12 protein-coding genes are annotated in these 11,430 nt (G+C 69.6%); 5 read left to right on the forward strand and 7 right to left on the reverse strand.

All coding sequences use genetic code 11. From position 1 onward, the window contains the following. Window positions 1-79: 79 nt before the first annotated feature. Entirely contained in the window at window positions 80-1,126 is a 1,047-nt protein-coding gene (locus ABD235_RS26620; RefSeq protein ID WP_344178956.1) for a fatty acid desaturase family protein, read from the reverse strand. Between the two features lie 218 nt (window positions 1,127-1,344). On the opposite strand from ABD235_RS26620, the gene ABD235_RS26625 reads away from it, so the two are divergent. The 4 genes from ABD235_RS26625 (at window position 1,345) to ABD235_RS26640 (ending at window position 4,420) form a co-directional block, all read left to right on the forward strand. Continuing rightward, window positions 1,345-2,649 (forward strand): sensor histidine kinase, encoded by a 1,305-nt coding sequence (locus ABD235_RS26625; RefSeq protein WP_344178958.1) that lies wholly within the window; start codon window positions 1,345-1,347, stop codon window positions 2,647-2,649. Next, the gene (locus tag ABD235_RS26630) at window positions 2,601-3,248 is read left to right on the forward strand and encodes a response regulator (RefSeq protein ID WP_344178960.1); all 648 of its coding nucleotides are present in this window, start codon (window positions 2,601-2,603) and stop codon (window positions 3,246-3,248) included. Before ABD235_RS26625 ends, ABD235_RS26630 begins: the two co-directional genes overlap by 49 nt. 90 nt (window positions 3,249-3,338) lie before the next feature. Further along, on the forward strand, window positions 3,339-3,755 hold the full coding sequence (locus ABD235_RS26635; protein WP_344178963.1) for a YciI family protein: 417 nt from the start codon (window positions 3,339-3,341) through the stop codon (window positions 3,753-3,755). Between the two features lie 167 nt (window positions 3,756-3,922). Continuing rightward, the gene (locus tag ABD235_RS26640; protein ID WP_344178965.1) at window positions 3,923-4,420 is read left to right on the forward strand and encodes a VOC family protein; all 498 of its coding nucleotides are present in this window, start codon (window positions 3,923-3,925) and stop codon (window positions 4,418-4,420) included. 141 nt (window positions 4,421-4,561) lie between these two features. Here ABD235_RS26640 and ABD235_RS26645 read toward each other — a convergent pair whose 3' ends face one another. The 4 genes from ABD235_RS26645 to ABD235_RS26660 all read right to left on the reverse strand — a co-directional run bounded on the left by ABD235_RS26645 (window position 4,562) and on the right by ABD235_RS26660 (window position 8,067). Continuing rightward, window positions 4,562-5,305 carry an amino acid ABC transporter ATP-binding protein gene (locus ABD235_RS26645; protein WP_344178968.1) on the reverse strand — a complete coding sequence of 248 codons (744 nt, stop codon included), beginning with the start codon at window positions 5,303-5,305 and terminating at the stop codon, window positions 4,562-4,564. Further along, complete coding sequence (locus ABD235_RS26650) at window positions 5,302-6,153, reverse strand: amino acid ABC transporter permease (protein ID WP_344178970.1); 852 nt, start codon at window positions 6,151-6,153, stop codon at window positions 5,302-5,304. The genes ABD235_RS26645 and ABD235_RS26650 overlap by 4 nt, the downstream gene beginning before the upstream one ends. A gap of 121 nt (window positions 6,154-6,274) precedes the next feature. Continuing rightward, window positions 6,275-7,132 carry an ABC transporter substrate-binding protein gene (locus ABD235_RS26655; protein ID WP_344178972.1) on the reverse strand — a complete coding sequence of 286 codons (858 nt, stop codon included), beginning with the start codon at window positions 7,130-7,132 and terminating at the stop codon, window positions 6,275-6,277. 116 nt (window positions 7,133-7,248) lie between these two features. Then, window positions 7,249-8,067, reverse strand: coding sequence for a helix-turn-helix domain-containing protein (locus tag ABD235_RS26660; RefSeq protein ID WP_344178973.1), 819 nt, complete (start codon window positions 8,065-8,067; stop codon window positions 7,249-7,251). Window positions 8,068-8,116: 49 nt separating this feature from the next. On the opposite strand from ABD235_RS26660, the gene ABD235_RS26665 reads away from it, so the two are divergent. Continuing rightward, complete coding sequence (locus ABD235_RS26665) at window positions 8,117-8,917, forward strand: phytanoyl-CoA dioxygenase family protein (protein WP_344178974.1); 801 nt, start codon at window positions 8,117-8,119, stop codon at window positions 8,915-8,917. Here the strand turns inward: ABD235_RS26665 and ABD235_RS26670 are convergent. Beyond that, window positions 8,896-10,233 carry a hypothetical protein gene (locus ABD235_RS26670; protein WP_344178975.1) on the reverse strand — a complete coding sequence of 446 codons (1,338 nt, stop codon included), beginning with the start codon at window positions 10,231-10,233 and terminating at the stop codon, window positions 8,896-8,898. The genes ABD235_RS26665 and ABD235_RS26670 overlap by 22 nt on opposite strands. Window positions 10,234-10,275: 42 nt before the next feature. Further along, window positions 10,276-11,400, reverse strand: coding sequence for a hypothetical protein (locus ABD235_RS26675; protein WP_344178978.1), 1,125 nt, complete (start codon window positions 11,398-11,400; stop codon window positions 10,276-10,278). Between the last annotated feature and the right edge of the window lie 30 nt (window positions 11,401-11,430).

Below are 11,430 nucleotides of genomic sequence, written 5' to 3' on the forward strand. Positions count from 1 at the left end.
CTCCCTCGTGCAAGGTCGGCCCCGAGACCAGGAACCTAACCGATTCCGGCCCCGGCCGCCGTCCCTGGCGGAGAGTTGCTCACTTCGCGTGCTGGGCGCGGAGCTCGCTGCCCACGTCGTGCAGGTGACCGAGGCCCATCCGGTACGACGCGATCAGTCCCGTACTGAGGTACGGCATGCCGATCTTCTCGCAGTACGAGCGGACGATCGGCTGCGCGAACCGCAGGTTGGCCCGCGGCATGCTCGGGAACAGGTGGTGCTCGATCTGGTAGTTCAGGCCGCCCATCATCCAGTCGGTGACCAGGTCGCCGTCGACGTTGCGCGACGTCAGCACCTGCTTCTCCAGGTGACCCCAGTTGCTGTCGTCGTCCGGCATCTCCATGCCCTTGTGGTTCGGCGCGAAGACACTGCCCAGGTGCAGGCCGAACAGCGCGTGGTGCAGCGCGGCGAACGCGATCGCCTTGCCCGGCGACATGATTAGGAACAGCGCGCCGAAGTACAGGGTGACGTGCGCGGCCATCAGCATCAGCTCGACGCGGGCGTCGTGGCGCTTGCGGCGGCCGACCAGGAACAGCACGCTCGACAGCTTGAGGTTGAGGCCCTCGAGGGTGAGCAGCGGGAAGAAGATCTTCGCCTGGTGGCGGCTCAGCCAGCCGTGCAGCCCGGTCCGGCCCTCGGCCTGCTCCAGCGTCCAGACCAGCACGCCCTCGCCGACGTCCGGGTCCTTGCCGGTGTGGTTCGGGTTCGCGTGGTGGCGGTTGTGCTTGTCGTTCCACCAGCCGTAGCTCATCCCGCAGAGCAGGTTGGCGTGCAGCTGCCCGATCAGGTCGTGCGCCTTGCGGGAGCTGCCGATCTGCTGGTGCCCGGCGTCGTGGCCGAAGAACGCGGCCCGGGTGGTGAAGATCGCGAGCGGGACGGTCAGCAGCAGCTGCAGCCACGAGTTGCCCAGCAGGACCACGCCCGCCCAGGTGGCCGCGATCAGCGCGACGTTCAGCCCGATGGAGATCGCGTACGACGCCGTACGGCGCTCCAGCAGTCCGGCGTCGCGGACCTGGCGCAGCAGCGGCGCGAAGTCGCTGCCCTTCGGTTTGGTGCGGGTGGGGGCAAGGGCAAGTGGCTGGGCCATCTGGTGCCTCGTCTCGTGAGCGGTGGAGGCCTAGGCGTGCAGCCGCGGCCAACGTACGTGATCCACCCTGGTGCCCAACGCCGCTCGGCACACGCGTGCTGTCACCCGGCCGGTCCGGGGGTTAAGCACCTGGTCAGGGTGGGTCTAGCACCACTGAGGCGGACCCGGGACTCCGTCATGATGGAGGGAGTTCGCAGGACCTGACCACGGGAGACAACATGACGACCGTCCAGAGCGCCCCCAAGGCGCCGCCGCTGCGGTTCCCGCGGCTGGCGCAGCCCTTCGTCGCGCTCGGGCTGGCGATCCTGGCCGAGATCGGCATCGCGTTCTTCGTGCTCAACGTCGTCTCGGTGCCGCTGATCGCGGTCTGGGTCGGGATCCCGATGCTGCTGGTCTTCGTGCCCTGCGTCCGCTGGTTCGCGAACTGCCACCGCACGGTGCTGTCGAGCTTCCTCGGCGTCCGGATCGAGCGGCCGTACCGCAAGCCGCCGATGCCGGGCATGCTGATGTGGCTGCGGACCACGCTCGCCGACCCGGCCACCTGGCGCGACGTCGCCTGGCTGCTGGTCAACGCGGTGCTGGGCTTCACGTTGAACCTGCTGTCCGCCGTACTGTTCCTCGCTTCGGTCTTCTACCTGATCTACCCGTTCCTGGTCTGGGTGACGCCGGACGGCGTGTTCGACGAACCGTTCGGAGGCCTCCTGCCGAAGCTGAACCCGCTGACCGCGTTCGCGATGGTGCCGCTCGGGTTCGTCGCGTTCCTGATCTGGTCGGCCTCGGGTGAGCGGCTGCTGCGGGCGAACGCGTACCTGGCCAAGTCGCTGCTCGGCCCGACGGAGAGCGCCCAGCTGGCGATCCGGGTCCGCGAACTGGCCGAGTCCCGCGCCGAGACCGTCGACACCCAGGCCGCCGAGCTGCGCCGGATCGAACGCGACCTGCACGACGGCGCGCAGGCCCGGCTGGCCGCGTTGAGCATGAACCTCGGGATGGCCGAGGAGATGGTGGCTCGTGACCCCAAGCAGGCCGCGGCCCTGCTCACCGAGGCCCGCGAGTCGGCCAGTACAGCGCTGTCGGAGCTGCGCGACCTGGTCCGCGGCATCCACCCGCCGGTACTCGCCGACCGGGGACTCGACGGCGCGGTCAAGGCGCTCGCGCTGACCTGCCCGTTCAAGGTCGACGTGATGTTCGACGTACCGGGTCGTCCGCCGGCGCCGGTCGAGTCCGCGGCGTACTTCGCGGTCGCCGAGGCGCTGGCCAACGCGGTCAAGTACTCGGCCGCGACGAACGCCTGGGTCCAGATCACGCACGAGGAGGAGCGGCTGCACATCCTCGTCGGGGACGACGGGGTCGGCGGGGCGACGGTCACGGTGGGAGGTGGCCTGTACGGAATCCAGCGGCGACTGGCCGCCTTCGACGGTACGTTGACCGTGGTCAGCCCGACCGGCGGGCCGACCACCGTGATCATGGAGTTGCCTTGCGAGTCCTCATCGCTGAAGATCACGCCCTCCTCCGGGACGGCCTGATCCGGCTGCTGGAAGCCCACGACTTCACCGTCGTCGAAGCCGTCGACAACGGCCCCCGGCTGGTCCCGGCGCTCGTCGAGCACCGGCCGGACGTGGCCGTCGTCGACGTCCGGCTGCCCCCGACCTTCACCGACGAGGGCCTCAAGGCCGCCATCGAGGCCCGCCGCCAGGTCCCCGGCCTGCCGATCCTGGTGCTGTCGCAGTACGTCGAACAGCTCTACGCCCGCGAGCTCCTCACCGGCGGAGGCGGCGCGGTCGGCTACCTGCTCAAGGACCGGGTCTCCAACGTCGCCGACTTCCTCGACTCCGTCCGCCGCGTCGCGGCCGGCGGCACCGCGATGGACCCCGACGTGATCGGCCAGCTCCTCGCCCGCAGCACCCGCGACTCCCCCGTCACCCGCCTCACGCCGCGGGAGTCCGAGGTCCTCGGCCTGATGGCCGAAGGCCGCTCGAACGCCGCGATCGCCGCCGCCCTCTTCGTCACCGAGAAGGCGGTCAGCAAACACACCAACAACATCTTCGCCAAACTCGACCTGCCGCCGTCCGAGGACGACAACCGCCGCGTGATGGCCGTGCTGACCTATTTGTCCTCCCGCTAAGTTTTTGTGTCGGGGGATGTCGAGGACCGCGCGTCGGGTTCGTCCCCTGGGTGAGAGCGCCGTTGGGGCGCCGAACGGATGGAGACCGAGATGACGAAGTTCCTGCTGATCGTGGACTACAACGGTGGGGCGATCGAGACGCCGATGACCGAGTGGGCGCCGGAGGACGTGAAGGCGCACATGGACTACTACGACAAGCTCAACGCGGACCTGCGGGCGTCGGGTGAGCTGATCGGCGGCGAGGCGCTGACCGGGCCGGACCTGGCCAAGTCGGTGACGTCGGACGGGGTGTCGGCTCCGGTGATCACCGACGGGCCGTTCCTGGAGTCGAAGGAGCTGCTGGCCGGCTTCCAGGTGATCGACGTCGAGTCCGAGGAGCGCGCGATCGAGATCGCCGCGCTGGTCTCGCAGGTTCCTGGGCCCGGCGGAGTGCCGCTGCAGCAGCCGATCGGCGTACGGCGCGTGATGCAGGAAGCCGATTTCCAGGAGCTCAACCCGCTGGGCTGAGGCGGCCGCGCCTCGGTACAGGTCTGCCCGGGTGCCCGTTCGGCGCCCCGGCGGCCGGGGGCTGTTGGGGCGACGGCGGCCTGGGGGCTGTTCGGGGGACGGGGGCCCGGGGGCTGTTCGGGGCGACGGTCCGGAGCTAGATTGCGGTCCAAGGGGAGGGGGCTCGGATGCCTGCTTTCAGGGGTGTGGACCACGTCAGTTTCTCGGTGACGGACCTGGATCGTAGTGAGCGGTTCTACGTGGACGTGCTCGGACTGACCCAGCTGATGGACTTCGGCTACGCGCGGATCCTGGTGGACCGGCCGAGCGGGTTCATGTTGTCGGTGGTCGAGCACGACGCGAAGGCCGGTGGGCCGTTCACGGAGCTCACCACCGGCCTGGACCATCTCGGCTTCGCCGCCGAGAGCCGGGACGAGCTGGTCGAGTGGGAGCGCCGCTTCGACAAGTACGGCGTGACGTACACGCCGATTCGCGACATGGAGTTCTCGTACCACCTGAACTTCCGGGATCCGGACGGCATCGCACTGGAGTTCAGTGCGCCGTACCCGATCCTGACGTCCTGGCTGGAGGAGTTGCGCGAGCGCGACATCCCACGGGAGGAGATCCAGACACGGGTCGGCGAGTACCTGGCGTCGCTGCAGTCCGGTGTCCCGCCGATGTCCTAGAGCTACAGAATCCGCGAGGTCCCGATCTCACCCGCCAGTACGGCGGCCATCAGCTCCGGCAGCGAGATGGAGCCGAGGCCGATGCCAGAACCCTTGCGGGCTTCGTAGTCGCCGGTTCTCGCGCACCGAACCGCGGTGTCGCTACAAGCGGCCGGCGTTGGTGATCCGGCGGAGGAACTCCTGGGTGCGAGGCTCGCGTGGTTCGCCGAGGACCTGAGCCGGCGGGCCGGACTCGAGGAGGCGGCCCTGGTCGAGGAAGCAGATCTGGTCGGCGACCTCGCGGGCGAAGGTCATCTCGTGGGTGCAGACGAGCATCGTGATGCCGTCGGACTTGAGGGCCTTGAGGAGGTCGAGCACCTCACCGACGAGCTCGGGGTCGAGGGCCGAGGTGACCTCGTCGAGCAGCATCAGCTTGGGGTTGTTGACCAGCGCGCGGGCGATCGCGGCGCGTTGTTGCTGACCGCCGGAGAGGTTGTCGGGGCGGGCCGCGGCCTTGTCGGCGAGGCCCACTCGGTCGAGCATCTCCATCGCCTGGGCACGGGCTGCTGCCTTGGCGACGCCGTGGACGCGGATGGGCGCGAGGGTGACGTTGTCCAGCACCGAGAGGTGCGGAAACAAGTTGTAGGACTGGAAGACGATGCCGATGCCGGAGCGGATCCGGTCGGCGTCGGCTCGCGGGTCGGTGATGTCCTCGCCGTCGAGCTCGATGACGCCGTCGTCGACGGTCTCCAGGAGGTTGACGCAGCGCAGCAGCGTCGACTTGCCGGAGCCGGACGCACCGATCAGGACGACGCACTGGCCGGCGTCGACGTCGAGGTCGAAGTTGTCGAGCACCACGTTGGCGCCGTAGGTCTTGCGGACCCCGCGCAGCGACAGCAGCGTCATACCGGCCCCCCTCCCCCGCCGTACCAGTCTTGCCGGCGGGCGACCCAGTCGGTCAGCCGCGTCAGCGGAATCGTCAGCGCGACGAACAGGATTCCGGCCACGACGTACGGCGTGAAATTGAAGTCCTCCGCGGTCTCGAGCTGCGCCGCGCGGATCGCGTCGATGACGCCGAGCACGGCGATCAGGCCGGAGTCCTTCTGCAGCGAGACGAAGTCGTTGAGCAGCGGCGGCAGCACCCGGCGAACCGCCTGCGGCAGGACGACGAAGCGCAGCGTCTGCCGGTGGGACAGCCCGAGCGAGCGCGCGGCCGCGCGCTGGGACGGGTGGATCGACTCGATACCGGCCCGGAAGACCTCGGCGACGTACGACGAGTAGGTCAGCACGAGCGCGGCACCACCCCAGATCACCGCTTGGTTCGGCAGCCCGCGCAACTGCAGTGCCGGTACGCCGAAGCCGAGCAGGAAGATCACCAGCAGCAGCGGGAGACCGCGGAACACATCCGTGTACGCCGCGGCGAAGACGCGCAGCGGGAAGAAGATCGGGCCGCGCAACGTCCGCATGATCGCGAGGGTCAGTCCGAGGATCACGATCAGCACGGCGCAGACCAGCATCACCCGGACGTTCAACCAGAGGCCCTGGGCAACGACCGGCAACGCCTCCCAGCCGCGGTCGACGTTGAAGAAGGTCTCCCGCACCCGCGGCCAGCCCGGCGTCGAACCGATCCCGACCACGAGCAGCGCCACCAGGACGACGGTGCTGACGGCGGCGATCACCCCCGACCGCACGGTCCGTCGCCGCCGGTACGCCAGCCGCTCCAGCTGCAGCGCCGACGGCTGCCAGTCGCTCACAGCGCTCTCCGGGCAATCCGACCGACGACCGGCGCACCGCCGCCGATAGCAGCGTCCTCCGCCCCGAGCTGCCGCCCGGTGCGGCGCATCACTCGCGGAGCGGACCAGCAGACGAAGTGCATCACGAGAGCTCCGGTGCGCCTTCCGCGGTCAGGTACTGCTGCTGGAGCTTGGCCAGCGTGCCGTCGGCCTTCAGCCCGTCGACAGCCTTGGAGACGCAGGCGGTCAGCGCCGAGCCCTTCTCCAGCACGAACCCGAACTGCTCGGCCTGCCCGCCGGCCGGGAGCTGGCCGACGATCTTGCCGTTGTCGAGCTGGGCCGCGGTCATGTAGAAGCCGGTCGGCAGGTCGACCACGATGCCGTCGATCTGCTTGTTCTTCAGGGCCTGCACGGCCAGGTCGTTGGTGTCGTACACCGCCGGGGTCTGCTTGGGCTTGATGACGTCCCGCAGCGAGGTGTAGCTGGTCGTGCCGACCTGGGCGCCCAGCTTCGCGTCCGCCAGCTCGGCGACCGACTTGGCGTTGGCGATCTTGCTGCCGGCCGTGGTGATCACGGTCTGCCGGACGTCGTAGTACCCCGAGGAGAAGTCGACCGCCTTGCGCCGGTCCTCGGAGATCGAGATCTGGTTCACGTCGAGGTCGAACTTCTTCGGTCCCGGCGCGAACGCCGCGTTGAACTGCACGGTCTGCCACTTCACCTCGGACTCCGCGAACCCGAGGCTCTTGGCGACCGCGTACGTCACCGCCGACTCGTACCCCTTGCCGTTGGCCGGGTCGTCGTCGGTGAACCAGGGCGCGTAGGCCGGCTTGTCGGTACCGACCGTGAACGTGCCCGCGGTCTTCAGCGCGAGCTTGTCCTTGCTGCAGGCATCGGGTCCGGTCGGGCTCGGCGTACCGGAGGTCTCGTCCTCCGGCGCGCACGCCGACACTGCGACAACGACGAGGGTGGCCAGCACCGCCACGGCAGTCCGAAGATTCATGGCAGCAGACTAGGGCCCAGGGCCGACCGGTTTCGCCCGATCTCGATCAATCGGCTCGAGAATGCCGGAAGAATGCCGCGGGAGTGCCGGCAGAGTGCGCGTTCGGTGCCGGTGCATCAGCCGTTCCGGTACGCCGTGGGGGTGGTGCCGGTGTGGTGGCGGAAGCGGGTCGAGAAGTACAGCGGGTTGGTGAAACCGACCTCCGCGGCGACCGAGGAGATCGGACGCGTGGTCAGTTCGAGCAGCCGGCGGGCGGCCTCGATCCGGCGGCGTTCGACGAACTGCTGGGGCGTGGCGCCGAGCTGGGCGCGGAACAGATGCGCGAACCGGGACGGGGACAGGTTCGCGGCGCGTGCCAGTCGCGGCACGTCGAGGTCGGCCTTGAGGTCGCGGTCGACCAGCTCGATCGCGCGGAGCAGCCGGTCGTCGATCGGGATGGCCTTCGGGTTCTGGGTGTCGGCCCAGATGAGGGCGGCCTCCAGGGCGTTCAGGGCGAGCAGCTCGCCCTGGGCCAGCACGCTGGACTGGTGGCGGACGACCGCGGCGAGGTGGCCGGCGATCCGGGCGGCAGCGTGCTCGCTCGGGTGGAGCTGCAGGATGCCGGGCGCTGCCTCAGGCCAGTCGAGCAGCGGGGTCCAGTCGGGTTTCGGGTGGAAGTGCGCGTAGCGGAAATGCCAGTGCCGCAGCGTCGGCTCGACCCCGTAATCGTGCAGAGTCCCTGGCTTCACCAGCGTGAGGCTCTGAGGAGCAGCGATCACATCGGAGTGCGCCGTGCCCAGGCGGCCACGGCCGTTGAGGGTGTGGAAGAGCAGCCAGTCGGTGGTGCCACGGCGCCGGTACGTCGTGTAGCCGGGGCCTTCGTCGAACTCACCGGCCAGCAGCCGCCGTACGGTCGGCGTGAACGAGTCGGGCCTAGCAGGATCTCGAAGGTTCACAGTTCGATAGGTTATCCACTCCGGCGACTGCGGCGCGCAGACTCGGAGTATGACGAGCACAGCGTCCGAGACCGTCGCCGACGTCTACGCGCGCGAGGGTGTGGTCCAGGTCCCCGGCCTGATCAGCCCCACGGAGGTCGAACGGATCAGGACTGTTTTCATGGACCAGGTCGCGGCGGACCACTCGCTGGCGATCGACGACGGCGTACCGGCGAACGACCCGCTGGCGCGGTACCCGCGGTTCGTGCACCCGCATCGCCGGACCGATGTCGAGGCCGGTCGGCTGTCGCTGGAGCTGATGCTCGACAGCCGGATCCTCGATGTGGTGACCGCGCTGATCGGGCCGTCGCTGGGGGCGCAGTCGATGTTCTACTTCAAGCCGCCGGGCGCGCGGGGGCAGGCGCTGCACCAGGACAACACGTTCCTGCGCGCCGACCCGGAGACCTGCCTGGCCGCGTGGATCGCGATCGACGACGTGGACGCGGAGAACGGAGGGCTGGCCGTCGTACCGGGTTCGCACCGCACCGAGCTGGTGTGTCCGGAGCCGGCGGATCTGGCCGAGTCGTTCACGAACGTCGAGGTGCCGGTTCCGGACGGGCTGCGCAAGGTGCAGACCAAGATGACTGCTGGGGACGTGCTGTTCTTCCACGGCAGCGTCGTGCACGGCTCGCGTCCGAACTCCAGCACCGACCGCTTCCGGCGCTCGCTGATCTTCCACTACGTGCCCGAGGCAAGCACCGAGATCGCCGCGTTCTACGACCCGCTGGTCCGGCCGGACCGGCGGACCGTCTCCATCCCGGCGGCCATCGGCGGCGGGCCGTGCGGCGACTACGCCGACGCCGAGCCGTGAGCCAGGCGCGATCTGGACGCGAGACCGCAGACGGTCGCAGCCAGGCCCAGTACGACGGTCACGATCAGCAGTGAGGTCAGCGACCTGGCCGGGGTGAAGTCCGTCTGGTTGGCGTGGGCCTCGGCTGCTGCGCCGGCCAGACAGGTCGCCAGCGTCAGGCCGAGCAGACCGGTCGAGAGCGCCAGCCAGCGCAGGTAGATCTTGCCGACCGAGAACTCCCAGGCCCGTCCGGCGAACCGCAGCCTCGAGCTAGGCGTCGCAGGGCGGCGCAGGCCCCACTGGTCGTAGACGTGCTGTGGCACCAGGTCGTTCAGGCGCTCGATGGTCGCCATGCCGCGCTGCAGGGACTCGGCGTTCAGGCCCGCGTCCTGGTAGGTCAGCAGGACGTCGCGGTCGACGACCAGCCCGAGCGGACGGGCGTCCAGGAGAGTCTGCATCACGCGCGGCTGCAGCATCGCCATCACGTACGGCGGTTGCTCGCCGATCACGTCGAACGACCGGTTGAACTCGGCGCTCTCCAGGGACAGGTCCGAGCGGGTGAGCCCGCTCCCGGGACGGACCTCCATCGCCGGCAGCTCCTGCTTCAGCTGCTGCCCGACGAACACCGCCAGCCGCCGACGCCGGCAGACGATCCCGTGCCACTCGAGCCAGCGGACCTCGAAGGCCAGTGCGCGATCAGCCTGTACGACGTTGCGCACCACGCGGATCCGGCCGACGGGCAAGGGAAGCGGCGCTGTAGGCAGCCGGACGGATGTTCGGGGGTCGCCGCTGTGGCGGGGAGGTGATAGGAGGGAGAGCTGCGCGGGGCTCGGAGGAGTATCGGGGGCTTGGTGGTGCTGGGTGGACGGCCGAAGACCCTGCGGCAGTTCACGACTCACCTGCCAGCCGTTGGCTCGAGCGACCTCGGTCAGCTCGCGGGTAGTTGCTCGGGGCCACGAGTAGGCGATCAACAGGACGGCTGCGATCAGCAGGAGCGCGAAAGGCGCCAAGGCGATCGCGGCGAAGGCCGCGCGCTCCCCCGCGTCGTACAGGCTCCAGACGACGCGTGCTCCGCAAGCCAGGACGGCGATCACCGCGATCCAGCGGACGGCTCGACCGGTGGCGCCGGAGACCATCGTGAGGATGAACGCGGCCGGTACGACGAGCAGAACGACCAGGAGCATCGTCGAGGACCAGCCTGGCCAGTCCGCTCCGACAACGTCCGGCATCACGAGCAGGCCGAGTCCGGTGGCGCTGGGGATGAGCAGGAAGGCGACTGACTGCACGACCTCGCCGGCATCGGACCGCAGCGAGGAGCTGGTCTGCTGGGTGGTCACGTCCCGGAGTCTCGCACGCGAGGGGTCAGCTCGCGCCGAGCTTCAGTCCTGGCCGAAGAGTCGGATGACCTCGCCGATCCAGTGTTCCGGTGAGGCAGCCCAGGCTGCCGCCTCGATCTCGTCGGCGTGAACCAGGAGGCGGTGCCAGGAGACGAGGCGGTGGACGACGTGGAGGGGCAGGGCCGCCTCGAGCTCGGCGTGGAGTACGTCGAGGGGTGCGAGGTCGGTCCACTGGTGGAGGTAGGCGTCGGTGATCTCGGTGAGGCGGGGATCGTCTGCTGCCCAAGTGGTGGGGTCGTCGGGGTCGACCAGTGCGGCGTGGACGCAGGCGAGGGTGACGAACGGGTGGCCCCAGAGCGCGTCGCCGAAGTCGAAGAACCGGAACGGCGCGGTCGGACTCGCCGCGAACACGTTGTGGGCGTGCAGATCGTTCTGGTCGAGCGCCAAGGGGATCGCACCGGAGAACTTCGCGCCCCAGCCGGCCAGGTTGTCAGCCGCCCGGTGCAACTGCTCGACCTGCGAGCCGAGCCCGCGGGCGCCGGGCACACCGGGCACACCGGGCACACCGGGCACACCGGGCACACCGGGCACACCGGGCACACCGGAGCCTGGCGTGTCGCCAAGCGCGTGGCTGTCAGGCGCGCCGGCAAGCGCGTGTGAGTCAGACCCGCCGCCGGATGCGTGACGGTCTGGCGGGCCGCCGAGGGCGAGCGGATGGTCAGCGCTTAGATCGGCGAACCAGTCGGCGATGGCGTGCACGGTGTCGCCGAGTTGATCGGGACCGAGGCGGGTGAGGCCGCTGGCGACGAGGGGCTGTTCGGCGGGGACGGTGTCGCGTTGCAGGGCGGCGTACTCGACGACCAGCCGGCGCCAGAGCAGCAGCGGGTCGACCTGGGTGAGCTGCTCGTCGAGGGTCGCACCCTGGTCCGCGGTGAGGAACCAGCCGCGGGTGGGTTCGATCGCGAGGGGGGCGATCACGTGCTGCGGGAGCTCTCGGGCCATCGCGTCGACGAGGGCCGCCTCGAAGGACTGGCCGGGGTTGTTCTCCTTGAACCAGTACAGCCCCCGGTCGGTCGGATAGCACCAGACGGCAGCCCAGAAGCGGATCTTGTACGGGATCGGCTCACCGGTGACGGCGATGCCGGCCGCTGCCAACTGCGCGCGCACCCACGTGTCGGCCGGCGTGAACCAGTCGGC

Source organism: Kribbella lupini (assembly GCF_039529595.1).
Lineage (GTDB): Bacteria > Actinomycetota > Actinomycetes > Propionibacteriales > Kribbellaceae > Kribbella > Kribbella lupini.